The following is a 25,213-nucleotide window of genomic DNA, read 5'->3' as shown; positions in this document are numbered from 1 at the left end:
GCCGGAACTTCGAACCATGAGCGCCTCGACGGGCGCCGGAGACGAGAACAGCCGTCTGATCCAGGCGGTGGCGATGACCCGCGACCGAGAGGCTTTCGCCCGGCTGTTCGGCTATTTCGCACCTCGGTTGAAGGCCTATCTGATGCGGGCCGGCGCCACGGCCAGCGCGGCCGAGGATTTCGCGCAGGACGCCATGCTGACGGTCTGGCGCAAGGCCGATTTGTTCGATCCGACAAGAGCCAGCGCGGCGACCTGGATTTTCACCATTGCGCGCAACCGGCGCCTGGACATGCTGCGCAAGGAATCGCGCCAGCCCCCCGCGCCCGAGTTCAGCCTTCTGCCCGAGGAGCCCGAACGCCCTGACGACCTGTTGTCGGGAGCCGAGGAGGCGGCTCGGCTGAACGCCGCCCTGCGCCAGTTGTCGCCCGATCATATCGAGGTGCTGCGCCTGGCATTTTTCCAAGGCGACACCCATTCCGAGATCGCCCGTCATTTGAACCTTCCTCTGGGAACCGTGAAGTCCCGCATCCGCAAGGCCATGATCAAGCTCCGCATCGCCCTGGAACCGCTGCGAGGTCCGCAATGACTTTGGCGCGCCATACCGTGTCCGACGACCGTTTGCTGGCCTATGCGGCCGGTACGCTGAGCCCGCCCGAGGCGGTGGTCGTGGCCGCGCACCTTGCGCTGCGGCCGCGTGCGGCGGCCTTCGCTCGCACCTTGCAGGCTGTGGGCGGACGGATGCTGGACGACGTGGACCCCGAACCCCTGGCCTCGGATGCCCTGGCCCGGATCATGGCGCGCGCCGAGACAGACGCCGGCGTGGTCCAGACGCCGCGCCCGCTGAACGACATGCCGCAACTGCCCGAGCCGTTGCGGCGCTACGCCCTGGGGCCCTGGCGCTGGAGGGGGCCAGGCGTGCGCATCCGTGACGTCCACGCGCCCCGCGACGGGGATTGCCGCGTCATACTGCTGGACATCCAGCCCGGCCGCGTCATGCCGCGACACACCCACGGCGGGGTGGAGCTTACCTGCGTCCTGTCCGGCGCCTACGCCGTCGAGGACGAACGGTTCGACGTCGGCGATCTGGAAGAGGCGGATCACGAAACCCTGCACCAGCCGCGCGTGATCTCGGATGAGGCTTGTCTGTGCGTGGCGGCCCTGGACGGTCAGATCCTGCTGGACGGCTGGCTGGGCAAGGTTCTCCAGCCCTTCGTCAAATTGTAGGCGCATCCGCAACCGTCCCTCGCGGGTCGGGTTTCCCAAGCGAAGGAGACGGCGTTTTGGTTCTGATCGTCTGCGCGATCCTGGCGGCGGTCGCCCTGACTCTGGCCTGGCTGATCGTGCGTCTGGCGGGGGATGGCGGCTGGACCGACGTGGTCTGGACCCTGTCCGTCGGCGCGATCGGCGCCCTGGCGGCTCTGTGGCCCGCGCCTGAAGCGGTCTGGACGCGCCAGGGGCTGGCCGCGTTGCTGATCGGCCTGTGGGCGCTGAGGCTGGGCGGCTATATCGCCCTCAGGACCGCGCGGTCCAACACGCCCGACCCGCGCTACGAGGACTTCAAGAAGGAATGGGGCGGCTGGGAACTGAAGGCTTGGGGGTTTCTGATGATCCAGGCCGCTACGGTCGTCGTCCTGGCGACATCGGTGCGCGCGGCGGCCGTTCGCCCTGAGGCGGTCTTGGGATGGCGCGACGCCTTGGCGGCGATCATCGTCCTGGTCGCGGTCGGGGGCGAGGCTCTGGCGGATCGTCAGATGGCCGCCTTCCGCCGAAATCCGTCGAACAAGGGCAAGGTGGCCGACACGGGACTGTGGGCCTGGTCCCGGCACCCGAACTACTTCTTCGAATGGACGGTGTGGCTGGCGTGGCCGATCATGGCCCTGGCCGACGGCTATGTCTTCGGCTGGCTTTCGCTGCTGGCGCCGATCCTTATGTGGTGGCTGCTGAACCATGTCAGCGGCGTACCGATGCTGGAGGCCCAGATGCTGAAATCCCGGCCCCAGGCCTACCGCGCCTATCAGGCCCGCGTGTCGCGCTTCCTGCCCTGGCCGCCCAAGGCGCGCTGAGAGGAGCTCAGTCCTCGGCGGCGTCCGGGGCGACCAGAGCGTCCAGGGCCCGGGCCACATTTTCCAGCGTATAGGGTTTTTGCAGTATGGGGCGGTCGGCGTGGGCCGCCGGCAGCTTGGCCTGCTCGCCATAGCCCGAGGCGAAAAGGAAGGGCACGCCCAGTTCCTTCAGCCGATTGGCGACCGGATAGCTGGTGTGGTCGCCCAGGTTGATGTCCAGCACGGCCAGGGTGGGGGGCGAGGCGGCGATGAAGTCCAGGGCCGCATCGACCGTGGAGGCGGTCAGCACCGAGGCGGCGCCCAGGCGGTTCAGCACGTCTTCGGCGTCCATGGCGATGATCAGACTGTCCTCGACCAGCAGCATGCGCTGCCCCTTCAGGATCGTCGTGGGGGGCGGGGTCGGGTGGCCGATCGAGGTGCGGGGAAAACGGATACTGCGCGCCTGATCGCGCCCGCGTTCCGAGACGTGACGGGCCGGAATGCGCAGGCGCACGATCACGCCTTCCGGCGGATAGTCGATGCTAGACTCGCCGCCCAGGTCATAGGGCACCGAACGGTCGATGATGGTGGAGCCGAAGCCCTTGCGCGACGGGGGCCTGACGGGCGGTCCGCCCTGCTCTCGCCATTCGACCAGAAGATCGCCCGCAGGGTTGAACCGCCAGTCGATGTCCACCAGTCCGCTGTCGGACAGGCTGCCGTATTTGGCCGAGTTCGTAACCAGCTCATGGATGACCAGGGCCATGGTCGAATAGGCTTGGGGGTTCAGGAGAACGTGGCCGCCGGTCGAACGAATCCGTTCCGGCCCCTCGGCCAGGAAGGCGGCGGCTTCGGCGTCGATCAGAGCCTGCAGCGGGGCAGGTCCCCAGTGATCGTCCGTAATCTGATTATGGGCGCGCGCCAGGGCGTGGATTCGGCCGTCGACCATGGTGACGAAGCTCTCGATGGAGTTGTCGTGCGGCTTGGACTGGCGGATCAGGCCGCGAATGATGCCCAGGATGTTGCGGACCCGGTGGTTCAGTTCGGCGATCAGCAATTCCTGCCGCTCGTTCGCCTGTTGGCGCTGGATGGTGGCCTCGTCGGCCATGCGCAGCACGACCTCGATCAGCGTGGCGCGGAGGGTCTCGGCGACGCGCTTTTCCGAGGCGGAGAAGTCGCGCGCCCGGCCCACGACCGTCTCTTTCCACTCCTCGAAACTGGCGCGGGGGGTCAGCCGGGGGCCGTTGGGGCCGTATTCGACGGGCTTGTGCGGATCGCCGCCCCACCTGACAGAGCGGATCAGCTCCTGTCGGAACAGGATGACGAAGTTCGGCGCCGCGCGAGAGATCGGAATGGCCAGGAGGCCCGCCGCCTCGGACGGCGGCGCGTCGGGAACCAGGCGGCTGATCTGGTCGGCGCCATAGACGCGGTCGGGGCTGATCTCGGTCAGTCTGGCGACGATGCGGCGGAAGGTGCCGGCGTCGGGCGTGACGCCCGAGAAGGCGTGGCTGCCGTTGATCCAGACGCCCACCCCATCCGCCGGAATGGCGCTGGTCAGGATTTCGCTGAGCCAGTCCGGATCGTTCAACAGGGTGTCGTCGGAGGCTACGGCGCCCAGCAGCTGGTCGGCGATGTCGCGCGCGCGACGTTCGAACTCGACCAATTCCTTGCGTTCCCGACTCTCCAGCCGCATCGAGAACATCTGGGCCAGCAGCTCATAGACCGAGCGGCGCTCGAAACTGGGCGCCATCGGGCTGTAGTGGTGGCAGGCGAACAGCCCCCACAGCCTGTCGTCCACGATGATCGAGATCGACATGGAGGCGCGCACGTCCATGTTGCGCAGATATTCGATGTGGATCGGCGAGACGCTGCGCAGCACCGAAAGGGACAGGTCCAGCAGACGCCCCTCGCCGTCGCGGGCCGGCAGGACGGGCACGGGTGCGGCCTCGATGTCGCAGATGATGCGCAGCAGGTTCCGCCGGTAGAGCTCCCTGGCCTGACGCGGGATGTCGCTGGCCGGATAATGAAGGCCCTTAAAGCTGCCGATTCCGGCCTTGGCGGATTCGGCCGCCACTTCGCCCGAGCCGTCCTCGGCGAAGCGATAGATCATGACGCGGTCGATGCCGGTCAGGGCGCGGACAAGGCGCGCGCCCTCGTCGAGGAAGCGCATGAGGTCCGGCGCCTGATCTAGGCGGGCGATCATGGAGCGGACGGTGTTGGTGGCGTCGCCGCTCAGTTCGCTGGAAGGCTGGGCCTCGATGACGATACGGCCGTCCGACACATGAACGGCGATGTCGAACGGGGGCCGGCCCGGCATCAGCGGGTGGTGGAACATCCGCTCTACCGCATCGACGCCGCGCAGCATGGTCACGCGATTGCGCAGCGTGTGAATGGCCTCGTCGTCGAACAGGCCGTCCAGAGGGCGGCCTATGACCTCTTGGGCGGTCAGCCCAAGGAATTCCTCGATATTGGCGGAGGCGCGTTCGACCATCCAGTCCTGAGTGAGGACGAGCAGGAAGCCGATCGGCTGGATCGCGCCCAGCAGATGGATCGGTTCGCGGTCGCAGTTGGTCAGATCGACCGATCCAAAAGGTGAATCGGTCATTGGCCGTGTTCCCGCTGCGCGGCGGCCAGAAAAATCTGGAACACCGCACGGGCCGCCGTCACGGCGTCGTCGATATCCTGGGGGCGGGTCAGGCGTCGGTCGATCAAATCGACCAGGGCGCGCCAGCGGGCGGCGCGGTCGTCGTCGATCAGAAAGCGGGTGGGCGCGCCCTGGGGCGCGCTGCGGCTCAGAAGGGCGCCGCCCAGACGCGAGCCTTCAAGCACGTAAAGCGCGCCGAGGACGGCGGCGGGGCCGGTCAGGCGCAGGTCGATGTCGCCGAAGACGGTCGGCCGACCCAGACGCGCGAGATCGTCCGACAGGCGATCCGCGCGCCGGCGCAGAGGCCAATCGGGGACCAGGGCCTCGACGCCGGCGGCGTCCAAAGCCGTCTCCACCGGGGCGAACACCCGGGCCTGGGCCGCCAGGAAATCTGCGTAACCGTCCGCATGGGTCAGGTCGTAGCGAGAGAAGGCGGCGTCGACCGCATCATGGTCGGGACGTGTCGCCTCACGCAGCGCCTGACGGGCGTGAACAGGCGGTTCGCCCAGGCCGAATTGCTCTTGGAACGAACCTCTCATCTCCTTCGTCTAGCAGAACGCGCCTGCAAGGCAACGCTGCGTTATCTTGTGTACGGTACAGGACAAAGTCTTGTTGCAGCTAAGAAATATCTGACGCGCCGAATGTCCGCCGCTCAAATTTCGAACACGCGGTAGGGCGTGTCGCTCAGGGTGCGAAGGACCGGCAGGGCGACGTTGTAAACGGGCACGCCGCGCGCCGTGCGGCCCTGGGGCGCGCCGCGATGGGCGTGGCCGTGGACCACCAGCTTGACGTTTTCGTAGCGGTCGATGACCTCGGCCAGGCGCGAGGAGCCCAGGAAGGGATGAATCTCTGGCGGCTCGCCGACCACCGTGTCGACAACAGGCGAATAGTGCAGCAGGACGACGCTGCGTTCGGTGCGCAGGGTGCGGATCGAGTTCTCGATCAGATTGGCGTCCTCCACCGCCTCCTGAACGAAGGTCTTGATCGAGGTCTCTCCGAAGGAGCTCAGCATGTAGCGGCCGAAGCCGCCGACGAAGCCCTTGCCGCCCGCGAAGCCGACGCCTTCGATCTCGTAGGCTTCGCCGGTCAGCATCCGGACGCCGGCGTCGGTCAACAGGCGTGTCACCTCTTCCGGCTGGCCGCAGTCGTGTTCGTGATTGCCCAGGACGCCGACCATGGGAATGCGGCAGGCGCGCAGGTCCTCCAGCAGATTCTCGACCTCGACACTCTTGCCGAAATTGACCAGGTCGCCGCACAGGCACAGCACGTCCGCGTCTTCATGCACCCGCTCGAACAGGTCGCGGTAGACGCGCTGGGTCGTCTCGCCGACGTGCAGGTCGCCGACGGCGGCGACGCGCAGCCGCTGTCCGGGTCCGGCGTCCATGCCGGGCTGGGGCGTCTGGCCTGCGGGTGAGGCTGCGGGTTCGGCCGGCATATCAGGCGACGGGGTCATGACGTTCCTCGAGACCCTTGCCGACCACATCGCCGAAGCCCCATTCGGAGATGTCGGCCACATAGTCGCGCGGGCTGAACAGGCGGCCGCGACAGACCTTGACGCGCGGCGCCGGCAGATCGACCTGGGCCTGGAGCCGCTCGCTGAGTTCGGTCATCAGCCAGGCGGGCACGCTGTCGCGCTCGGTCGGATAGGCGAAGCGAAAGTTCAGCAGGTGCGCCATCAGCACCTCCCAGTACAGGTCCATCTGGTTCAGCAGCGACTTCCAGTCCATGGCGTCGGCCTGTTTCAGGATGACGTGGTTCACGTCGGCGCCGTCGTAGCGGTAACGATCCTGGATGAAGACCTTGGACAGGATCAGGGCGGTCGGCGGGGTGATGCCGACCGTGTGGCCATAGACGTCGATCGTGTCGTCCCCGAACCAGCTGTCGGACACGGCGATCGTGCCGTTCGACATGGCGAAGATGACGTCGAAGAAGTGTTTCTCGTCCTTCCAGACCTTGGCGATCCAGCGTTCGTCCTCGACGTCGGTGCGATAACCGCGCGCCTGGAAGAAGGCCAGGATGCGGGGATAGTCGCCCGGCTTGCAGAAGACGTCCAGGTCCTTGGTCGGCCGTCGGATGCCGGTGTAGGCGGCGACCGCATAGGTGCCCGACAACAGGAATGGAATGCCGCTTTCCTTCAGCAGGCGCAGGGATTCGGCATAGAATTCCTGGGCGTCGGGCGGGGGCTCGAAAGCGGGGGCGGCGACGGTGTCGGACATGGCGAACTCATTGAAACAGCGCGCCTTCGCCGAGATGGGTCTGGCTGTGGAACCCGATCTGAACGACGCCGGCGCCCCCGGGTTCCGCCAAAGCGGGAGCCTTAGCGACGGCGCGACGTTGGGTCTCACGAGCGACGCAAGGCGATGACCCACGGAGGGGTGGATGTCCGACAAGCTGGCGCCTTACCGCGCCAAACGCGACTTCAACCGCACCGCCGAGCCGCGCGGGAAACAAGGGCGGACCAAGGGCGAGGGCGGGGCCTATCTGATCCAGCGGCACGCCGCGACGCGCCTGCACTACGACTTCCGCATCGAACACGACGGAGTGCTGAAGTCCTGGGCCGTGACCAAGGCGCCGTCGCGCGATCCGGCCGTCAAAAGGCTGGCGGTGGAGGTTGAGGATCACCCCCTGGCCTATGGGACGTTCGAGGGGACGATCCCTCAAGGCGACTACGGCGGCGGCACGGTGCAGCTGTGGGATCGGGGGGCCTGGACCCCGCAGGAGCCGGACGTGGAGGCGGCGCTGAAGCGCGGCTCCCTGAAGATGACTTTGGACGGGGAGCGGCTGTCCGGAGGCTGGGCCCTGGTGCGGCTGAAGTCCGATCGCGGCAAGCCGTCCAAGCGCAACAACTGGCTGCTGATCAAGGAAAAGGACGAGCATGCCGTCCCCGGCGAGGGCGACGCCAATATGGAGATCGACGCCTCGGTGACTACGGGCCGCACGCTGGCCGAGATCGCGGCCGGGAACGTCAGCTGGCCGACGCGGCCCAAGGCCGGGGCCGCCAGGACCCAGGCGAAATCGGCGCCCAAACCGAAGCCGGCGGCCAAGCCGACAGCCAGGAAGAAGGCGTCGGGGCCGCACGCCTTTTTGCCGTTGCAGCTCTGCAAGACCGCCGACCATCCGCCCGGCGGCGCGGGCTGGGTCCATGAGATCAAGTTCGACGGCTATCGCATCCAGATTTCGACCGGCGGCGGCCAGGCGCGGCTCTATACACGCAAGGGTCTGGACTGGAGCGACCGTTTCCCGGAACTGGCGCGCGACGCCGCCGCCTGGCCCGAGGGCGTGTGGGACGGCGAGGTCTGCGCCCTGAACGCGGAGAACGCTCCTGACTTTTCGGCCTTGCAGACGGCCCTGTCGGAACAGAAGACGGGGAGCCTGGTCTTCTTCGCCTTCGACCTGCTGCGGGACGGGGACGAAGACCTGCGCGACCTGCCCCTGGCGCGCCGCAAGGCCCGGCTGGAGGCTCTGGTCGATCGCGTCCCGGCCAAGGCGCGCGGACGCCTGCGCTATGTCGATCACTTCGGCGCCTCGGGTCAGGCCGTGCTGGAAAGCGCCTGCCGCATGGACCTGGAAGGGGTGATCTCCAAACAGCTGGACGCCCCCTATCGCGGGGGCCGGTCCGCAACCTGGGTGAAGTCGAAATGCCGAGGGCGCGACGAGGTGGTGATCGGTGGCTGGTCGTCCGAGGCGGGGCGGTTCCGCTCCCTTCTGGTCGGGACGATGAAGGGGGGCGGCCTGACCTATCTGGGCCGGGTCGGCACGGGCTATTCCGCCGCCCTGATGAAGACGCTGCGCCCGGCCTTGGAGGCGGCGGCAGCCGATGCGTCGCCTTTCGTGGGCCGGACGGCGCCGTCGGGGCGCGGGGTCCATTGGGTCAAGCCGATCCTGATCGCGGAGGTGGAGCACGGGGGCTATACCGAGGCGGGGGCGCTGCGTCAGGCGGCGTTCAAGGGCCTGCGCGAAGACAAGACGGCGAACGAGGTGACGGCCCGGCCCCAGGCTCCGACGACGACCCGGTCAGGCCGCACCGTAGTCGCGGGCGTGACCCTGTCCAATCCGGACAAGGTGTTGTGGCCGGCCACGGATCGCACGCCCGAGGTGACGAAGGTCGAGCTTGCGGCTTTTTACGAAAAGGCGGCGGCGCGGCTTCTGGCCCATGTCGGCGACCGGCCCCTGTCGATCATCCGCGCGCCCGACGGCATCGCGGGCCAGACCTTCTTCCAGCGCCACGCAGGGCCCGGCGGCGGCCCGCGCCTGAAGCGGTTCGAGGTGGGGGATCGCCAACCCTATGTCGGGGTGACGGACGTGGGCGGCCTGGTCGCCCTGGCCCAGTCCGGCGGGCTGGAGCTGCATCCCTGGGGCTGCCGGCCCGACGACCCAGAGACGCCCGACCAGGTGACATTCGACCTGGACCCCGACACGGCCGTCGATTTCGCCGCCGTGATCGCAGCGGCGAAGGCGGTGAAGGCCAGGCTGGAGGATCTGGGTCTGACGCCCTTCGTCAAGACCACCGGGGGCAAGGGGCTGCATGTCGTGGCGCCCATCCGCTCCGACAGCCGCAGCCGGGTGGACTGGGACCAGTGCAAGGCTTTCGCCAAGGCCGTGGCCGAAGCCATGCGTCAGGACGCGCCCGAGCGTTTCACCACCACCTTGGCCAAGAAGGCGCGAGGCGGGAAGATCTTCATCGACTATCTGCGGAACGGGCGGATGGCCACGGCGGTCGCGCCTTGGTCGCCGCGCGCGCGGCCCGGCGCGCCCCTGGCCATGCCGATCGGCTGGAGCCAGGTGAAGGCGGGCCTCGATCCCCGCGTCTTCACCCTGCCCGAGGCGGACAAGCTGCTGAAAAAGCCCGACCCTTGGGCTGATTTTCGCAAGGCCGAGGCCAGCCTGCGGCCGGCGTTGAAAGCCCTCCGACTTTAAGCCGCCTGGGCGCGAAATCCTGATCCCCGGAAATCTTCCCCCCGGGGTTCGCCCTGCCGGACGCCTCGGAAGGACGCGGACTCTAGGCCGCCTTGCCCGCCGAGGTCTTCTTGCGCGCGGCAGGCTTCGCGGCCTTCTTCGCAGCCGTCTTCTTCGGCGCGACCGCCTTGGCGGTGGGACGGGCGGCGCCCTTCAGGCTGTTTTTCAGAGCGGCCATCAGGTCGATGACATTGGTGTCGTCCGGTTCGGGCGCGGCGACCACGCCCTTGCCGCCCTTCTGCTTGGCCTTGATCATGGCGCGCAGGGCGTCGTCGTAACGATCGACGAATTTGGACGGATCGAACGGGGCTTCCTTCTGGGCGATGATCCGGCCGGCGATCTCGACCATGTCCTTGTCGGCCTTCACCGACGGGATGTCGTCGAAATAGTCGTCGGCGTCGCGCACCTCTTCGTGGGACCGCAGCGACCAGGCGATCAGCCCCTTGTCGCGCACCTCCAGGGCCAGTTGGCGTTCGCGTCCGCGCAGGACCAGGCTGCCGATGGCGACCTTTCCGGCCGACTTCATCGCGTCGCGGATGACGGCGAAGGCCTCCACCCCCACTCCCTGGTCGGGCACGACATAGAAGGGGGCGTCCCAATAGACCCGGTCGATGTCGGCCACGTCCACGAACTGGTCGATGCCGATGGTGCGCGTACTGTCTAGCCGGACCTTGTCGAAGTCGGCGTCGCTGAACAGGACGTATTCGTCCTTGGACACCTCATAGCCCTTGACCAGGTCCGATCGCTCCACCGGTCCCGCGTCGGGGTCGGTGGGGACCATGCGGATGCGGTTGTTGGTGTCGGGATTGATCAAGTGAAAGCTGACGTGGGCGCTGGAGTTGGTCGCGGGATAGAGGGCGACCGGGCAGGTCACGAGCGACAGTTTCAGATGGCCCTGCCACAGGGGGCGGCCGGGGGTGCGTCCGGGCATGGCGGTCTCCGCGCGCTTCGATCCGCGACCAACGCGCCGAGCCGCCGATCCGTTGCCGCCTGACGCCTGAGTCACGCTTGAATCAGGCTCTAGCGCAGCACCTTCCAGTCCAGGGCGTGGACGCGGTCGCGGCCCAGGGCGGCGGCCATCGGCGGGGCGGCGAACAGGCCGGCGACGACCGGATCGCGCACGTTCAGACCGCCTGTGAAGGCCCCAAAGGCCGGCAGGACGATCCGCGATCCGTCCGTCACGAAACAGGGCCTCCAGACGCCCGAGCCATAGGCGGCCACGCGGGCGGCGGGGTGCAGGTGGCCCGCCACCTCGCCGAAACGGGCGTCCTGATCCGTGCGGGGCTCCGGCTCGTGCGTCAGGCGCAGATCGCCCAGAGACAGGTCGCCAATCACCATGCCAGGCAGCCCCACGTCCTGAGCCTTGCTTCGGTTCAGGGCGTCGCGGTCGTGGTTGCCTTCCAGCCACAGCCAGGTGCGGCCTTCCGCCAGGACATCGAGGCGGCGGCGGTCGTCCTCGGCCATGCGGGCCAGGGCGCGGGTGTCGTGGAAGCTGTCGCCCAGCAGGACGACCACGGCCGGGTCCAGTTCGGCGATCTCGCCCGCCAGCCGGTCCAGGGTCGCGCGGCTGTCATAGGGCGGCAGCATCTGGCCCCGCGCGGCGAAGGCCGAACCCTTCTCCAGGTGCAGGTCGGCGGCGATCAACACGCGCCGGGCCGGCAGCCACATCGCCCCTGAACAGCGCAGCACGCACGGCTCGCCCGCCACCTGCACGTTCAACCCGCCGCAAGGCCGGCGCGACAGGGATTGTCGCAGGGCCGCGTTCATGCGTCGTCTTCCAGAACCTCGGCGATCAGCATTTCGGCGCTTTCGTCCAGGATCATCTCGGCGGCGTCCCCGCCCACCCGCTCGCGCCCGATCTGGACCAGCACCGGCACGCTGAAGGGCGACGGTCGCGTCAGGGGCTGATGCCGGATGCGGCCCTCGATCCGCGTCAGCATCTGGCCCAGGCGCCCGACATCCAGCAGGCCCGACGCGGCGTCGGCGCGGGCGGTCTTCAGCAGCAGATGGTCGGGTTGGTGGCGGCGCAGCACGTCGTAGATCAGGTCGGTGGAGAAGGTCACTTGCCGGCCGGTCTTCTCGGCGCCGGGCTGGCGGCGTTCGATCAAGCCCGAGATCAGGGCGCAATTGCGGAAGGAGCGCTTCATCATGAAGCTTTCCTCCAGCCAGGCTTCCAGATCGTCGCCCAGCATGTCGGGCTGGAACAGGGCGTCCAGATCGATCCCGTCCATCGGCTTGATCGACCAGATCGCCAGCGAATAGTCGGTGACGACGAAGCCCAGCGGTCCCACGCCCATCCGGTCCAGCCGCCGGGTCAGCAGCATGCACAGGGTGGTGTGGGCCAGATTGCCCTCGAACGGATAGGCGACCAGGAAATGCCGGCTGCCGCGCGGGAAGGTCTCGACCAGCATGGATTCGGCGTCGGGAATGACCGACCGCGTCTCCTGCAGCCCAAGCCATTCCTGCACGTCGGGCGGCAGGACGCGCCAGTGGTCGCGGTCGTGCACCATGTCGCGCACCCGGTCCGCCAGGGACGTCGACAGCGGGAACTTGGACCCGCCCCAGGACGGAATCTTGGGATCCTTGTCATTGGCGTGCGTGACCAGGGCGTCGGTCCCGGTGATGCCTTGAAACGCCCAGACCTGACCCGCGAACTGAAAAGTGTCGCCGGGCGTCAGCTGTTCGAAATACCATTCCTCGGCCTCGCCCACCTTGCGGCCGCCGATCAGCCGGCGCGCGGCGCCGCCGCGTCGGCTGGCGACCCGCACGTTCAGCGTGCCCGCCGAAACGATGGCGCCGACGTTCATGCGGTGGCGCTGGGCGATCTGCTGGTTCCTGACCTTCCAGCGGCCGTCCGGCGTTCGGACGATGCGGGCGAAACGGTCGTAGGTCCGCAGGGCGTAACCGCCGGTCGCGACGAAATCGACCACCTCCTCGAACTGCTCCCAGGTCAGGGCGCGATAGGGGCCGCAGCCGGTGATCTGGTCATACAGGACCTGCATGTCGAACGGCTCGGAACAGGCGACACCCATGATGTGCTGAGCCAGGGTGTCCAGCGTGCCGATATGGATCGGCTCCCAGTCGAAGGCATTGTCGGCCACCGCCTCGCGCGCCGCCTGGCACTCCAGCATCTCGAACCGGCTGGCGGGCACCAGAAGGGCGCGCGACGGTTCGTCCAGCCGGTGGTTGGCCCGGCCGATCCGCTGGACCAGGCGGCTCGATCCTTTCGGCGCCGCCATCTGGATCACCAGGTCCACGTCGCCCCAGTCGATGCCGAGGTCCAGCGTCGAGGTGCAGACCACGGCGCGAAGATCGCCCCGCGCCATCGCCGCCTCTATCTTGCGCCGCTGTTCCGCCGCCAGCGAGCCATGGTGAAGGCCGATGGGCAGGTTCTCGTCGTTGATGGCCCAAAGCTGCTGGAACACGAATTCCGATTGCCAGCGGGTATTGACGAAGATCAGGGCCAGGGTCGAACGCTGGATGGCGGCATAGACTTCGGGGATCGCGTGCTGGCCGGTATGGCCCGCCCATGGCACCTTGCCCTCTGAGATCAGCACGTCGATGACGGCGGGCGTGCCGGGGTCGCCACGGACCAAGATCACGTCCTCGACCTGCGGCGATGGACTGAGCCATCGCCGGATCAGATCCGGGTCTTCGAGGGTGGCGCTCAGCCCCACCCGGCGCATATCGGGGGCGAAGCTCTGAAGCCGCCCGAGACCCAGCGACAGCAGGTCGCCGCGCTTGCCGCTCCAGATCGCGTGGACCTCGTCCAGCACGACGCATTTCAGATCGGCGAAATAGGCCCGCGCGCCCTCCCAGGCGCAGAACAGGGCCAGCTGTTCGGGCGTGGTCAGCAGGATGTCGGGCGGGAAGTCCCTCTGTCGTTGGCGCTTGGACTGTTTGGTGTCGCCGGTGCGCGTCTCGACATGGATGTTCAGCCCGATCTCGCGGATCGGGGTCATCAGATTGCGCTCGACGTCTGTGGTCAGGGCCTTCAGCGGCGACAGATACAGGGTGTGAACGCCGGACCCCGGCCCGGTCGCTGGCTTCGGCCCACGTTCGGCCAGGTCGATCAGACTGGGCAGGAACCCCGCCAGCGTCTTGCCCCCGCCGGTCGGCGCGACCAGCAGGGCGTGTGATCCCGCCTGGCCCGCTGCGACCATCTCCAACTGATGCCGTCGGGGCGCCCAGCCGCGCGACGCGAACCAATCGGCGAAGTGAGGGGGAAGCGTTGCGGGATCAGTATTTGCCACGGATGGCGTGTAGCATGTTCTCGTTCCGTTTCGCTCTGTGCGATGATACGATTTCGCCATGAGCGACGTTCACATGCCTGATTCCACGCCCGGCGGTCCGGTCACGCTGAGAGAAGACGGGGATACGGGTGATCGGTTCCTTGTCTATGCCGCCAAGGATGGCGTCAGGGCCGAACTTCGCGTGCTGGGCGACACCTTCTGGGCCACACAGGCGCAAATGGCGCATATGTTTGGCGTCGATGTCCGCACGGTCAGCGAGCATATCCAGAACATTTTTTCGGATGCCGAATTGCTCCCGGATTCAGTTATCCGGGAATCCCGGATAACTGCCGCAGACGGCAAGACCTACCGCACCAATCTCTACAGTCTCGATGTGGTGATCGCGGTGGGCTACCGCGTCAGTTCGCGGCTTGGAACAATGTTCCGCATCTGGGCGACCCGGGTGCTGATGTCCTATCTGACCAAGGGCTTCGTCATCGACGATGATCGCCTGAGGAATCCGGGCGGGCCGGATGTCTTCGACGAGCTGTTGGAGCGCATCCGCGATATCCGCTCATCAGAAAAGCGGATGTGGACGCGCATTCTGGAACTCGCGACCTTCTGCGCGGACTATAGTCCGGCCGACAAAAGCCTGCACGCGGAATTCTTCGCCGACATCCAGAACACCCTGCATTGGGCCGTTCTGCAAAAGACCGCCAGCGATCTGGTCGTTGAGCGCGTGGACCATCGCAAGGAGACGGCGGGCGTCCTGAGCTTCAAGGGCAAGTCGCCGACAGTCGAAGAGGCCAAGGTCGCGAAAAACCTGATGCACGAGCCTGAAATCAAGGCGCTCAATCACATCACCAGCCTGATGCTGGAGTTCTTCGACAGCCAGGTCGAACAACGGCGCATGACCACACTTGCCGAGTTTCAGTCGAAACTGCGGGATCTGATCAAGCTGGACGGTCGGCCGCTCAAACCCCTGGGGGCGTCCACTTCGGTCAGCCATGCGTCTGCGGCGGCTCACGCATCCAAGGAAATCAAAGCCTATAAGGATCGCCGCAGGCTGGAAGCCGAGAAGGCGGGCGAAGAGCAGCTTCGAAAGATCGCCAAAGACCTCAAGGACAAGAAGCGGCCGAAGTGATCGCTCTGCAGATAGACGCTGAAACCCGCCCGATGGGCGCCGAGCCTTGGGCGGACCTGCCGCCGGCGCTGGCAACGCCGCCGGGAGCGGGGGCGGTGTGCGACGAAGCGGGGACCCGGAAGATCGGGCGCGGAGCGGCTGAGGGGTTCTTCAGCACCGGGCCGGTGCTGGTGGCCCATGCGTCGCTGACGGCGCGGCGGCTGGGGCTGACGCCGCCAGCGCGGTCGTCCGATCTGATGGATGTGCTGGAGCTGTACGCCTTCGTGCGGCCGGCGCGGTTCTGCGCGCCATCGCCGGCGGGGCTGGCGCTTTCGTTGGGATTGGCCGAACCGAAGTCGGCGGAGGAACAGGCGGCGGCCCTGCGCGAGGCTGCGGGGCTGCTGCTGCGCGAACTGGCCCAGCCGGCCTATGCCGAGCGTGAGGCCGCCTATGTTCTGGCCCTGACGATGCAGCGTGCCGGCTGGGCCTGGGGCGAGCGGGTGGTGCAGGCGCTGGAGGCGGGCGGGGTGCGGGCGCGCCAGCATCGCGGATCGGGTCTGGACGTCTGGTCGCGCCTGACCGAATGGGAGGACGAGGCGCCGCGCGGCGAAGCGGGATCGGCCCCGGTCGACAGCGAGAGCGCCCGCATCCGGCTGGAGAAACTGCTTCAGGCCTCGGGCCTGGACGAGACGCGGCCGACCCAGTCCGACTACGCCGCCGAGGCGGCCTTCGCCTTTTCCCCCCGCAACGAGGAGGGGCGGCCCCGCGTCCTGCTGGCGGAAGCCGGCACCGGCACCGGCAAGACCCTCGGCTATCTGGCGCCCGCCTCCCTGTGGGCCGAGCGGAACCAGGGGGCGGCCTGGATCTCCACCTATACCCGCGCCCTGCAGCGCCAGATCGACCGCGAGAGCCATTCGCTGTGGCCCGATCCGGCCGAGCGCAAGAAGAAGGCGGTGATCCGCAAGGGGCGCGAGAACTATCTGTGCGTCCTGAACCTGCAGGACATGGTCCAGGCGGCGCAACTGGGGAATGGCGACCTGATCGGCCTGGCGCTGGCCGGGCGCTGGGCCTTGCATACGCGCGACGGCGACATGACGGGCGGGGACTTCCCCGGCTGGCTGCCCGGCCTGTTCGCCCTGCCGGTGGCCCATGCGGCGAGCGCGGCCAATCTGGTGGATCGGCGCGGCGAATGCGTCCACGCCGCCTGTCCGCACTATCGCACCTGTTTCGTGGAGAAGACCATCCGCGCCAGCCGCCGCGCCGACCTGGTCATCGCCAACCACGCCCTGGTCCTGACCCAGGCCGCGTTCGACGGCGCGCGCTCGGCGCGGGGCCAGAAACAGGACGGCGAGACGGCGGCCCTGAAGCGGATCGTCTTCGACGAGGGCCACCATCTGTTCGACGCGGCCGACAGCGCCTTTTCCGCCTGCCTGTCGGGCCAGGAGGCGGCCGAGCTGCGGCGCTGGATCCGAGGGCCGGAGGGGCGGGGGCGTCGCGGGCGCGGGCTGGAGCAGCGGCTGGGCGATCTGGTCAACGACAACGAGGCGGCGATGAAGGCGCTGCAGGACGCCATCCGAGCCGCCGCCGCCCTGCCGGGCGAAGGCGTGTCGGGCCGCGTCGCGCCGGCCTCGGGCGAAGTGAACCCCATCGGCCCGATCGAAGCCTTCCTTGCGGCCGCCCTGGACCAGTTGCGGGCCCGCACGGCCGAGACGAACACCTATGGCGGGTCCGATTTCGGCATGGAGTGCGCGCTGAAACCCGTCACCGATCCGGTGGCCGAAACCGCGCGGGCGGCGGCCCAGGCCCTGGCCGCCATCGAGGCGCCGCTGCTGGCCCTGGCGCGGCATCTGGAGGACGTGCTGGACGACGAGGCGGCGGAACTGGACGGGTCGCAGCGGTCGCGGATCGAGGGGGCGTTGCGCGGGCTGGACCGGCGCGCGCGCATGACCCTGCCGGGGTGGCGATCCATGTTGGCGGCGCTGGAGGACGGGGGCGATCAGCCCGATCCCGACTTCGTCGACTGGCTGTCAGCCGAGACGGCGTTCGGCCGCATTCACGACGTGGCCCTGCGTCGTCACTGGATCGACCCCACCGTGCCGCTGGAGGCCGCCGTGATCGCGCCGTCGCACGGGGTGCTGGTGACGTCCGCCACCCTGTCCGATCCGTTGCAGGACGATCCATTCGATCTGGCGCGGATGCGGACCGGATCGGCGCGTTTGATCGAACCGCCCCGCACCCTGAAGGTCGAGAGCCCGTTCGACTATGCCGCCAACAGCCGGGTCATCGTCGTCAACGATCTGGTCAAGGACGATCCGCGCCAGACGGCGGCGGCGATGCGCGAACTGTTCCTGGCGGCGGGCGGCGGGGGTCTGGGCCTGTTCACCGCCATCCGCCGGCTGAAGGCGGTCTATGAGCGGCTGGGCCCGGACCTGGCCCGGTCAGGCGTGCCGCTCTACGCCCAGCACGTCGATCCGTTGGAGGTCGGGGCGCTGGTGGATATGTTCCGGGTGGAGGAGAATTCCTGCCTCTTGGGCACCGACGCCGTGCGCGACGGGGTGGACGTGCCGGGCCGCAGCTTGCGGGTCCTGGCCTTCGACCGCGTGCCTTGGCCGCGCCCGGACCTGCTGCACAAGGCGCGGCGCGAGCGGCTGGGTGGAAAAGGCTATGACGACGCCCTGGCCCGCGCCCGCATCGCCCAGGCGTTCGGCCGGCTGATCCGGCGCGGCGACGACAAGGGGGTGTTTCTGATGCTGGACGCCGCCACCCCCACCCGCCTGTTCGCCAGCCTGCCGCCGGGCGTGGAGGTTCAGCGCATGGGCCTGGCCGAGGCGGTAGACCTGACCAGCGCCTTTCTGAACCCCGAGACGACCTGAGCCCGAGACGACCAGCCATGTCCAAGACCACGCCGGCGACCCTGGCCCTGAGCCGGGCCGGGATCGCCTTCACCCTGCATCCCTATGACTACGACCCCGAGGCGCCGCGCACGGGCCTGCAGGCGGCCGCAGCCCTGGGACAGGCGCCGGAGCAGGTGTTCAAGACCCTGATGACCCTGATCGACGGGGCGCCCGCCTGCGTGGTCGCGCCTTCGGACGGCGAGGTCAGCATGAAGAAGCTGGCGGCGGTCTTCGGCGGCAAGTCGGCCCAGATGATGAAGCCCGCCGAGGCCGAACGCCTGACCGGCTACAAGGTCGGCGGGGTCAGCCCCTTCGGCCAGCGCAAGGCGGTGCGGACCGTGATCGACGAGACGGCGATCCTGTTCGACCAGCTGATGATCAACGCCGGCCAGCGGGGGCTGCTGCTGGCCATCGCGCCCGAGGACGCGGTGAAGGCCGCCGGCGCCGTCCTGGCCGATGTCGCCGCCTAGAAGCCGCCCGCCGCCCGCGCTATAGGACAGCCGAACACCGGAGCCCGCATGACTGACGCCCCCGCCAAGCGACACAACCGTCGGGGCCTCTATGCGCCGTTTATCCTGGTGGTGGTCGTCCTGACCGCCTGGAGCGTCTGGTGGCTGTATCTGACGCGCCAGATCGACAGTCGGCTGGAGACCCAGGCCCAGACCCTGCGTCAGTCGGGCTGGGACGTGCGCTATGCCGGAAAGTCGATCACCGGCTGGCCCTTTCGCACCCGGCTGGGCCTGACGCAGTTGGAGCTGAAGGCGCCGTCGGGCCACGCTCTGGACTTTCCCGTCCTGAACGCCGAGGCCAACGCTTATCAGCCGACCAAATGGGTGCTGGTCGCGCCCGAGGGGCTGATGCTGACCCGCGCAGGCAAGGGGCAGGTGGCGGTCAAGGGCGACGCCATCCGCATGAGCGCCAGCGGCATCGGCCAGACTTGGCCCGATCTGGCGCTGGAGATGGTCAATCCGGTCTTCACGACCCAAACCCAGGCCGAGCCCTTTCCCATCGCGCGGGCGGCGAGGGTGGAGGTCTACGTCCGGCCGCATCTGGAGGCGGCGGCTACGCCCGCTGACGCCTCGGGCGACGCCATCGACGTGCTGTTTCGCCTGGTCGACGGCCAGGGCCGGGCCGACGGGCCGGTGGAAGGCTTCGCCCAGGACGGCAAGCTGACGACCCAGTTGGAAGCTACGCTGGACAAGGCCGGCCTGTTGAAACGGGGCGGGGACGCCGCCGGGGTGTTCGCCGCCTGGGCCAGGGCAGGCGGCGCCTTCCGCGCCGTGCGGGGCGATCTTCAGGCGGGCGAGAGCCGCGCCACCCTGTCCAGCCCGGTCTTGGGCGCGGATGGGAACGGTCGTCTGGCCGGCGTCCTGACCCTGCAGGCGCAAAAGCCCCTGCCGGCGCTGGCCGGCCTGACCGCCAGTCGTCAGGGCGCGGTCAACCGCATCGGCGCGGCCGGGGCGGTCGCCGCCGCCGGGGCCGCCCAGATAGCGGGTCAGGCGGCGGGCCAGACGGCGAGTCAGACGACGGAACAGGCGCAGACGCCCCTGACCCTGGTGTTCCGCGACGGCCGCACTTGGCTGGGTCCTTTCCCTCTGGCCCCTGCGCCCAAGCTGTTCTGATGACCCTGCTCGACGCGCCCGAACCCGACGCCGCCCTGACCGCCCTGGACCGCGCCCTGGTCGAGGCGGTGCGGGCGCGGATGGCGGCGGAACCGCGCGCGCGGCTGGACGATGCGGCCATCGCCCTGCGTTCGCTGCTGGCCGATGTCGGCCCGGCCGAGGCGGCGGCGGTCAAGGCGGTCTTGGGACGGGTGGAGGCGACGACCGGCCCGGCCCTGGTCGTCAGCGGCGGTCTGGCCCAGGCGCTGGCGACGGATCGGTTCGGCCTGGGCGCGCGCCCCCTGTCGGCCGACGACGCGCTGAAGGCGGCCGAGGCCGGATCGCGCGCCCTGATCGACCTGACGCCCGACCGGCCCTGGTGGGGTCGGCTGCTGGCGCGGCCCGACATCCGCATCGTCTGGTCTCTGCCCGACGACCGGCGGGGACGGCCGCAGGCCTATATGGTTTCACGCGAGGCGTCGGGTCCGACCGGCGAGGACCGCAGCTTCTGGGTCACGGACAGCGGCTGGTCCGAGGCCAAGATCACGGCCGCCCTGTCGGACCTGGGGCTGGTCGGAGAACCGCTGGCGACGGCCGGCGGCTTGAAGCTGTTCATGCTGGCGGGCTATGTGCAGGTCGACGACGGGCGGCTGCAGGCCGCGCCCGGCCGTCTGAATGGCGTCATCGGCGCTGCCCCCGTTTTCTGAGATCAAGGCTTCCCATGACCGACGCGACCGCGCCCCACGCTCCTGCGCAACAGAGCCCTGCACCCCAAAGCCCTACGCCCAAGCCCGGCATCCTGGACATCGCCCCCTATGTCGGCGGCAAGTCGTCCATCGCCGGCGTGGCCGAGCCGATGAAACTGTCGTCCAACGAGAACATGCTGGGCGCCGGGGAGAAGGCGCGCGCGGCCTATGAGGCGGCGGTCCGCAACATCCACATCTATCCCGACGGCCGGGCGGCCAAGCTGCGCGCCGCCGTGGCCGAGGTGCATGGTCTGGAGCCCGAACGCCTGATCTTCGGCAATGGCTCGGACGAGGTGTTCGCCCTGTTGAACCAGACCTATCTGACCGCCGGGGACAATATCGTCTCGGGCCAGTACGGCTTTCTGGCCTATCGCATCAGCGCCAAGGCTTGCGAGGCCGAGGTCAAGCTGGCGCCAGAGCCGAACTACAAGGCCGAGATCGACGCCCTGCTGGCCCAGGTCGATGACCGGACCAAGATCGTCTATGTCTCCAACCCGTCGAACCCGACCGGCAGCTACAATTCGGGCGAGGAAATCCGCCGCCTGCACGCGGCCCTTCCAGCCCACGTCATTCTGGTCGTGGACGAGGCCTATGCCGAATATGTGACCGAGCCGGACTGGGAGACCGCCTTCCCCCTGGCGCGCGAAGCGTCGAACATCGTCGTCACCCGCACCTTCTCCAAGATTCACGGTCTGGGCGGTCTGCGGATCGGCTTCGGCTATGCGCCGGTCGCGGTGGCGGAGGCCATCGACCGCATCCGTCTGCCGTTCAACGTCTCGGTTCCGGGGCTGGAGGCCGCGACGGCCGCCCTGTATGATACGGCCCACCAGCAGGTGTCGCGCGACCTGATCACGACCTGGAAGCCGCGCCTGACCCAGGCCGTGCGCGGCTTCGGCTTCGAGGTCCTGCCCAGCGCGGGCAACTTCGTGCTGGTGCTGTTCGACGGAGCAGAGCGGGCCGCCGCCGCCAACGACTATCTGAACGCCAAGGGCATCATCGTGCGCCCCGTCGGCGGCTATGGCCTGCCGCAAGGCTTGCGCGTCACCATCGGCACGGAAGACCAGAACCGCGCGGTGATCGACGCCCTGAGCGAGTTCGCGGCGACCTGATCGGGGTCGCCGTCGTTGTGGATCAGCCGCCGAAGCGGCGGGCGACGAAGACGCCGGCGCGAACCGCGTCGTCGCTTTGGGACAGGGGACTGTCGGCCACGTCGCCCAGGCGGCGCTCGTAGTTGATCAGACCGCCGGCGCCCCACTTGTCCCCGATCGGGACCAGCAGGAACAGGCTGACGCCCGCCCCTTGCACGCCGCCGCCCGGGGAATAGGCGCTGATGCCGTTCGCTGTCGCCTCGGTCGAGCTGACGCCATAGTAGGCGTCGGCCAGCTTGGAATCGCCGCCGCGCACATAGACCGAGGCGTTCAGCAGGCCGACCGGCGTGATGCGCTGGTGGCCGATGGAGGCGTAGTATTCCACGCCCTCGCTGACGTCGGTGACGTCGCGGCTGACCCGGCCGCCGATCACGACATTGCCTGGCAGACGTTTGAAGGCGTAGGCGGCCAGGTCGGCGCCGAAGCCCGGACGATCCAGCGTCAGCCCCTCGATGTCGTCGGCCGAGAAGCGCGGGCGCAGCTGCACCCCGGCGCGGAAATCGTCGGCCTTGACCACGTTCCAGCCCAGGCCGTCGATGGGCGTCAGATAGACGATGTCGCGGTAGTTGGCCGAGATCCACGGCGCGACGGTGGTCTTGGAGCCCGTGTCGCCGTTGCTGTCGTTGCGATAGAGGACGCCTGCGCCCAGATCGACGGTCCAGCCCTGGGGCGCGGGACGGATCTGCTCATAGGGCTGCGACTGGGCGAGGGCGGAGCCGGCGAAGGCGGTGCAGGCTGCGACGGCGTAGAGGGCCTGAAGGCGCAGGGTCATGAAGGTTTCCTGAAAAGACGAACTCGGAACCCTTCATACGTTTCAGCTAGGGTTTCGGGTCCAGCAATGCGGTCGAAGCCGTTTCGATGCGACTTTCCAGCAACGCCATCATGGCCCCGCGCTTCAGCCCGGCGGGGATCGGCTCCAGAAAGTCGAACACCACCACGCCCGGATAACGGCGAAAGCCGTGGGCGGGCCAATGGACGCCCGAGTTGGTGGCGACGGGCCAGCACGGTCCTTCCAGATCGCGATAGATGGCGGCGACGCCGGGCTTGTAGTCTCCGGGCGCGCCCGGATCGTTGCGGGTGCCCTCGGGGAAGATGACGATCTGGCGGCCTTGGCTCAGACGATCCCTGGCCTGGCGGGTCATGTCCTTCAGCGCCTTGGCGTGACCGGCGCGGTCCACGGGGATCATCCCGGCCTTCCAGGCGAACCAGCCGAAGAAGGGCAGGGGCATCAGCTCCTTCTTCATCACGAAACAGGCGTCGGGCAGCACGGCCAGCAGGGCCACGATGTCCAGCATCCCCTGGTGTTTAGAGGCGACCAGGGCGGCGCCCGAGGGCCTGTTCTCAAGCCCCCGCACCTCGACCCGCACGCCCGCGATCCAACGCAGGCCGAACAGGGCGGACCTGGCCCACAGCTTGACCACCCCCATGGCGAACCGATGGGGCATCAGAAGCGCCGGCGACAGGCCGATGGCGAAGACCGCCATCGACAGATAGAGCCAGGCCGTGAACAGCAGGGAGCGCAGGGTCAACACTTAGGCAGGGGCCTTTTCGGTCGGAACGGAGGACGGGTCCTGGGCCGGCCGCTCGCGCAGGATGCGGCGCATCCCCTCGCGGCCCAGGACGGCCAAGTATTTCATATATTCCAGCGTCATGCGACGAGCCGTCACCGCTGCGCGCCACCAGCGGGCGTTGTCCAGCGACGGTGTGGAGACGGCGTAGGGAATCAGCTTCACGCCCGGCAGCTGGCCCCGGATCTCCACCAGCGACCGGGGCATATGATAGTCGGAGGTGACGACGATCAGGCTGTGATAGTCCTTGTCGCGGGCCCAGGCGGCGATCTCCTGGGCGTTGCCGACCGTATCCTCGGCCTCGAAGCCCAGATCGACGCAGCAGTTGAACAGACGGCTGGAGCCCGGCACCAGTTCACGCAGTTCGCGCCGCCGCACGTCGCGGTTCACGCCCGAGATCAGCACCCGCTCGCCCTTGCCCTGCTCCAGCAGGCGGACGGCCGCATTGACCCGTTCGGACGATGGGCCGGTCAGGGCCACGATGGCGTCGGCGGGGGGCGGGTCCTCGGCCGGCGTCAACTCGCGCACCCGGTGGGCGAAGGCGAACAGGCCGACCAGCCAGATCAAGGCGACGATGGCGATGACGGTCAGCAGCCTCATGCCTCTCCCCTGCCTGAGGACAGTACGCGCATGGCGGCGAATCTGGCCGCCAGAAGCGCCACCGTAGCGGCCAGCAAGGGGCATGGCGAGAGCAGCAGAAGGTCGCTCCACGCCACCGGCAGGGCCTGGGTCAGGCCGCCCGATCCGCCCAGGAACCGCAGAAAGGCCAGGATCAGGGCCGCGGCGCCCGCGCCGAGGGCGCCGGCGACGGCTGCGATCAGGGCGAAGCGCCGCTGGAACAGCCAGGCGATGCCGCCGTCGGTGGCGCCGTTCAGGCTCAGGGTCTCGATCACCCCGCGTGCTGCGGCCAGTCCGGCGCGGGTCGCATAGGCGATGGCGGCGGCGGCGGCGAAGGCCGTGGCCAGAAAGGCCGCGCCGGCCAGGGCGGTGATCAGGGCGGCCGAACGCTCGACCTCGCCGCGCCACAGGCTGTGGTCGTCCACGGTGGCGTCCAGGCCCGCCTCGGCCAGGGCGCGGCTCAGGGTCGCGGCGCCGGCGGGCGCATCGGGGTTCAGCCGCACGGCGACCAGATGGGGCAGGGGCAGGTCGGGCAGGACGGCGTCGCCCAGCCAGGGCCGCACGAGATTTTCGGCCGTCTTGCGGTCCAGGGCGGCGGCTTCCTCCACCCCGTCGACCCCGGCCAGGGTCTCGGCCGCGCGGGCGGCGGCGGTGTCGCCCGTCTCGCCTACGCGGGGGCGGACCTGCACGGTCGCCTCGGCGCCCAGGCGGCGCGCCCAGCCATGGGCGGCCCGGTCGGCGGCCGAGGCGGCGACGGCGGTCAGACAGGCCAGGAAGCATAGGACCGCGATCACCGTCATCAGCCAGGGCTCGCCCGCCGCGGCCGGGGGCAAGAGGCCCGGTCGCGCCCGGGGTCGAAAATCGGACAGACGGATCATGCGGCGACCCGTCCCGTCTGCGACAACAGACCGCCCTCCAGCCGCAGCACCTGCGCCCCGGAGCGTTCGGCCAGGGCCTGGTCGTGGCTGGCGATCAGGACGGTGGCGCCCAGTCGGTTCAGCGACTGGAACAGCCGCAGCAGCTTGTCGGCCATGGCGGCGTCCACGCTGCCCGTCGGCTCGTCGGCGACGATCAGGCCGGGGCGGGTGATGACGGCGCGGGCGATGGCCAGGCGCTGCTTTTCGCCGCCCGACAGGGTCGGCGGACGCGCCGCCATCCGTTCGCCCAGCCCGACCCATTTCAGCATCTCTTCCACATCGGCGGCGTAGCGGCCCCGTTCCTGTCCCGCCAGACGCAGCGGCAGGGCCACGTTCTCGAAGGCCGAGAGATGGTCCAGCAGGCGGAAGTCCTGGAACACCACCCCCATGCGCCGGCGAAAGGCGGGGATGTCGCGCCGCTGGATCGGGGTGACGTCGGTTCCGAAAAGGCGGATCGTTCCCTTGGTCGGCCGATCCGCCAGGGTCAGCAGACGCAGCAGCGAGGACTTGCCGGCCCCGGAGGGTCCGGTAAGGAAGTGGAAAGAGCCGCGCGGCAAAATGAGGTTAACGTCTTGCAGCACGTCGGGCGCGCCCGCATAGCCGAAGCCCACGCCCGACAGGCGGACGGTCTCGGTCACGGCGGATGAAACGGCGGCGCTTGCGGACGGGGACGACATCGAGTTTGTTTCAGGAACGGGCGCGGGGTCGCGCCTTACGGGAGGGGGCG

The 25,213-nt window shown here is 68.8% G+C and carries 22 protein-coding genes; 10 read left to right on the top strand and 12 right to left on the bottom strand.

The window, feature by feature from the left end; genetic code table 11:
- Positions 1–16 precede the first annotated feature (16 nt).
- The 3 genes from QE389_RS08555 to QE389_RS08545 are packed head-to-tail and all read left to right on the top strand — an operon-like array spanning position 17 to position 2,063.
- Complete coding sequence (locus QE389_RS08555) at positions 17–586, top strand: sigma-70 family RNA polymerase sigma factor (RefSeq protein ID WP_307366345.1); 570 nt, start codon at positions 17–19, stop codon at positions 584–586.
- A 17-nt stretch (positions 587–603) separates the two neighbouring features.
- A complete protein-coding gene (locus QE389_RS08550) occupies positions 604–1,224 on the top strand; it encodes a ChrR family anti-sigma-E factor (RefSeq protein ID WP_307366343.1) in 621 nt (206 codons plus the stop codon).
- Positions 1,225–1,280: 56 nt separating this feature from the next.
- The gene (locus QE389_RS08545; protein ID WP_307366341.1) at positions 1,281–2,063 is read left to right on the top strand and encodes a DUF1295 domain-containing protein; all 783 of its coding nucleotides are present in this window, start codon (positions 1,281–1,283) and stop codon (positions 2,061–2,063) included.
- 7 nt (positions 2,064–2,070) lie between these two features.
- Here QE389_RS08545 and QE389_RS08540 read toward each other — a convergent pair whose 3' ends face one another.
- The 4 genes from QE389_RS08540 to QE389_RS08525 form a co-directional block, all read right to left on the bottom strand.
- Positions 2,071–4,644, bottom strand: coding sequence for an HWE histidine kinase domain-containing protein (locus tag QE389_RS08540; RefSeq protein ID WP_307366339.1), 2,574 nt, complete (start codon positions 4,642–4,644; stop codon positions 2,071–2,073).
- Positions 4,641–5,222: a biliverdin-producing heme oxygenase gene (locus tag QE389_RS08535; protein WP_307366337.1), complete on the bottom strand. Its 582-nt coding sequence runs from the start codon at positions 5,220–5,222 to the stop codon at positions 4,641–4,643. Before QE389_RS08535 ends, QE389_RS08540 begins: the two co-directional genes overlap by 4 nt.
- Positions 5,223–5,335: 113 nt before the next feature.
- A complete protein-coding gene (locus tag QE389_RS08530; RefSeq protein ID WP_307366335.1) occupies positions 5,336–6,136 on the bottom strand; it encodes a metallophosphoesterase in 801 nt (266 codons plus the stop codon).
- On the bottom strand, positions 6,120–6,899 hold the full coding sequence (locus QE389_RS08525; protein WP_307366333.1) for a hypothetical protein: 780 nt from the start codon (positions 6,897–6,899) through the stop codon (positions 6,120–6,122). Before QE389_RS08525 ends, QE389_RS08530 begins: the two co-directional genes overlap by 17 nt.
- A gap of 163 nt (positions 6,900–7,062) precedes the next feature.
- On the opposite strand from QE389_RS08525, the gene ligD reads away from it, so the two are divergent.
- Positions 7,063–9,600: a DNA ligase D gene (gene ligD, locus QE389_RS08520; RefSeq protein WP_307366330.1), complete on the top strand. Its 2,538-nt coding sequence runs from the start codon at positions 7,063–7,065 to the stop codon at positions 9,598–9,600.
- A gap of 82 nt (positions 9,601–9,682) precedes the next feature.
- On the opposite strand, the gene QE389_RS08515 is transcribed toward ligD, so the two are convergent.
- The 3 genes from QE389_RS08515 to QE389_RS08505 all read right to left on the bottom strand — a co-directional run bounded on the left by QE389_RS08515 (position 9,683) and on the right by QE389_RS08505 (position 13,892).
- Positions 9,683–10,570, bottom strand: coding sequence for a Ku protein (locus QE389_RS08515; RefSeq protein WP_307366328.1), 888 nt, complete (start codon positions 10,568–10,570; stop codon positions 9,683–9,685).
- 89 nt (positions 10,571–10,659) lie between these two features.
- Positions 10,660–11,406, bottom strand: coding sequence for a ligase-associated DNA damage response endonuclease PdeM (pdeM, locus tag QE389_RS08510; protein WP_307366326.1), 747 nt, complete (start codon positions 11,404–11,406; stop codon positions 10,660–10,662).
- Positions 11,403–13,892, bottom strand: coding sequence for a ligase-associated DNA damage response DEXH box helicase (locus QE389_RS08505; protein ID WP_307366324.1), 2,490 nt, complete (start codon positions 13,890–13,892; stop codon positions 11,403–11,405). Before QE389_RS08505 ends, pdeM begins: the two co-directional genes overlap by 4 nt.
- A 58-nt stretch (positions 13,893–13,950) precedes the next feature.
- On the opposite strand from QE389_RS08505, the gene rhuM reads away from it, so the two are divergent.
- Genes rhuM through hisC form a run of 6 tightly spaced genes read left to right on the top strand, consistent with a single transcriptional unit; the run spans position 13,951 to position 21,344 of the window.
- A complete protein-coding gene (gene rhuM, locus QE389_RS08500; RefSeq protein ID WP_307366322.1) occupies positions 13,951–15,015 on the top strand; it encodes a RhuM family protein in 1,065 nt (354 codons plus the stop codon).
- A gap of 32 nt (positions 15,016–15,047) precedes the next feature.
- The gene (locus tag QE389_RS08495; protein WP_307368987.1) at positions 15,048–17,867 is read left to right on the top strand and encodes an ATP-dependent DNA helicase; all 2,820 of its coding nucleotides are present in this window, start codon (positions 15,048–15,050) and stop codon (positions 17,865–17,867) included.
- A 17-nt stretch (positions 17,868–17,884) separates the two neighbouring features.
- Positions 17,885–18,358, top strand: coding sequence for a Cys-tRNA(Pro) deacylase (gene ybaK / locus QE389_RS08490; protein WP_307366319.1), 474 nt, complete (start codon positions 17,885–17,887; stop codon positions 18,356–18,358).
- A gap of 48 nt (positions 18,359–18,406) precedes the next feature.
- Entirely contained in the window at positions 18,407–19,510 is a 1,104-nt protein-coding gene (locus QE389_RS08485) for a DUF2125 domain-containing protein (RefSeq protein WP_307366317.1), read from the top strand.
- Complete coding sequence (locus QE389_RS08480) at positions 19,510–20,196, top strand: hypothetical protein (RefSeq protein ID WP_307366315.1); 687 nt, start codon at positions 19,510–19,512, stop codon at positions 20,194–20,196. Before QE389_RS08485 ends, QE389_RS08480 begins: the two co-directional genes overlap by 1 nt.
- A gap of 14 nt (positions 20,197–20,210) precedes the next feature.
- Positions 20,211–21,344, top strand: coding sequence for a histidinol-phosphate transaminase (hisC, locus tag QE389_RS08475; protein WP_307366313.1), 1,134 nt, complete (start codon positions 20,211–20,213; stop codon positions 21,342–21,344).
- 22 nt (positions 21,345–21,366) lie between these two features.
- On the opposite strand, the gene QE389_RS08470 is transcribed toward hisC, so the two are convergent.
- The 5 genes from QE389_RS08470 to QE389_RS08450 are packed head-to-tail and all read right to left on the bottom strand — an operon-like array spanning position 21,367 to position 25,163.
- Positions 21,367–22,155: a MipA/OmpV family protein gene (locus tag QE389_RS08470; protein ID WP_307366311.1), complete on the bottom strand. Its 789-nt coding sequence runs from the start codon at positions 22,153–22,155 to the stop codon at positions 21,367–21,369.
- Positions 22,156–22,201: 46 nt separating this feature from the next.
- Positions 22,202–22,915: a 1-acyl-sn-glycerol-3-phosphate acyltransferase gene (locus tag QE389_RS08465; RefSeq protein ID WP_307366308.1), complete on the bottom strand. Its 714-nt coding sequence runs from the start codon at positions 22,913–22,915 to the stop codon at positions 22,202–22,204.
- Entirely contained in the window at positions 22,916–23,551 is a 636-nt protein-coding gene (locus QE389_RS08460) for a YdcF family protein (protein ID WP_307366307.1), read from the bottom strand.
- Positions 23,548–24,447 (bottom strand): ABC transporter permease, encoded by a 900-nt coding sequence (locus QE389_RS08455; RefSeq protein ID WP_307366305.1) that lies wholly within the window; start codon positions 24,445–24,447, stop codon positions 23,548–23,550. The genes QE389_RS08460 and QE389_RS08455 overlap by 4 nt, the downstream gene beginning before the upstream one ends.
- Complete coding sequence (locus QE389_RS08450; protein ID WP_307366303.1) at positions 24,444–25,163, bottom strand: cell division ATP-binding protein FtsE; 720 nt, start codon at positions 25,161–25,163, stop codon at positions 24,444–24,446. Before QE389_RS08450 ends, QE389_RS08455 begins: the two co-directional genes overlap by 4 nt.
- Positions 25,164–25,213: the final 50 nt, after the last annotated feature.

Source organism: Brevundimonas sp. SORGH_AS_0993, assembly GCF_030818545.1.
Classification (GTDB): Bacteria; Pseudomonadota; Alphaproteobacteria; order Caulobacterales; family Caulobacteraceae; genus Brevundimonas.
This window is presented reverse-complemented; position numbering and strand designations above follow the sequence as displayed.

What these genes read in the sequence shown, in the direction of transcription:
- QE389_RS08555 (WP_307366345.1), top strand. Translation starts at nt 17, where the DNA reads ATGAGCGCCTCGACGGGCGCCGGAGACGAGAACAGCCGTCTGATCCAG.
- QE389_RS08540 (WP_307366339.1), bottom strand. Translation starts at nt 4,644, where the DNA reads ATGACCGATTCACCTTTTGGATCGGTCGATCTGACCAACTGCGACCGC.
- QE389_RS08535 (WP_307366337.1), bottom strand. Translation starts at nt 5,222, where the DNA reads ATGAGAGGTTCGTTCCAAGAGCAATTCGGCCTGGGCGAACCGCCTGTT.
- QE389_RS08530 (WP_307366335.1), bottom strand. Translation starts at nt 6,136, where the DNA reads ATGACCCCGTCGCCTGATATGCCGGCCGAACCCGCAGCCTCACCCGCA.
- QE389_RS08525 (WP_307366333.1), bottom strand. Translation starts at nt 6,899, where the DNA reads ATGTCCGACACCGTCGCCGCCCCCGCTTTCGAGCCCCCGCCCGACGCC.
- ligD (WP_307366330.1), top strand. Translation starts at nt 7,063, where the DNA reads ATGTCCGACAAGCTGGCGCCTTACCGCGCCAAACGCGACTTCAACCGC.
- QE389_RS08515 (WP_307366328.1), bottom strand. Translation starts at nt 10,570, where the DNA reads ATGCCCGGACGCACCCCCGGCCGCCCCCTGTGGCAGGGCCATCTGAAA.
- pdeM (WP_307366326.1), bottom strand. Translation starts at nt 11,406, where the DNA reads ATGAACGCGGCCCTGCGACAATCCCTGTCGCGCCGGCCTTGCGGCGGG.
- rhuM (WP_307366322.1), top strand. Translation starts at nt 13,951, where the DNA reads ATGAGCGACGTTCACATGCCTGATTCCACGCCCGGCGGTCCGGTCACG.
- QE389_RS08495 (WP_307368987.1), top strand. Translation starts at nt 15,048, where the DNA reads ATGGGCGCCGAGCCTTGGGCGGACCTGCCGCCGGCGCTGGCAACGCCG.
- ybaK (WP_307366319.1), top strand. Translation starts at nt 17,885, where the DNA reads ATGTCCAAGACCACGCCGGCGACCCTGGCCCTGAGCCGGGCCGGGATC.
- QE389_RS08485 (WP_307366317.1), top strand. Translation starts at nt 18,407, where the DNA reads ATGACTGACGCCCCCGCCAAGCGACACAACCGTCGGGGCCTCTATGCG.
- QE389_RS08480 (WP_307366315.1), top strand. Translation starts at nt 19,510, where the DNA reads ATGACCCTGCTCGACGCGCCCGAACCCGACGCCGCCCTGACCGCCCTG.
- hisC (WP_307366313.1), top strand. Translation starts at nt 20,211, where the DNA reads ATGACCGACGCGACCGCGCCCCACGCTCCTGCGCAACAGAGCCCTGCA.
- QE389_RS08470 (WP_307366311.1), bottom strand. Translation starts at nt 22,155, where the DNA reads ATGACCCTGCGCCTTCAGGCCCTCTACGCCGTCGCAGCCTGCACCGCC.
- QE389_RS08460 (WP_307366307.1), bottom strand. Translation starts at nt 23,551, where the DNA reads ATGAGGCTGCTGACCGTCATCGCCATCGTCGCCTTGATCTGGCTGGTC.
- QE389_RS08455 (WP_307366305.1), bottom strand. Translation starts at nt 24,447, where the DNA reads ATGATCCGTCTGTCCGATTTTCGACCCCGGGCGCGACCGGGCCTCTTG.
- QE389_RS08450 (WP_307366303.1), bottom strand. Translation starts at nt 25,163, where the DNA reads ATGTCGTCCCCGTCCGCAAGCGCCGCCGTTTCATCCGCCGTGACCGAG.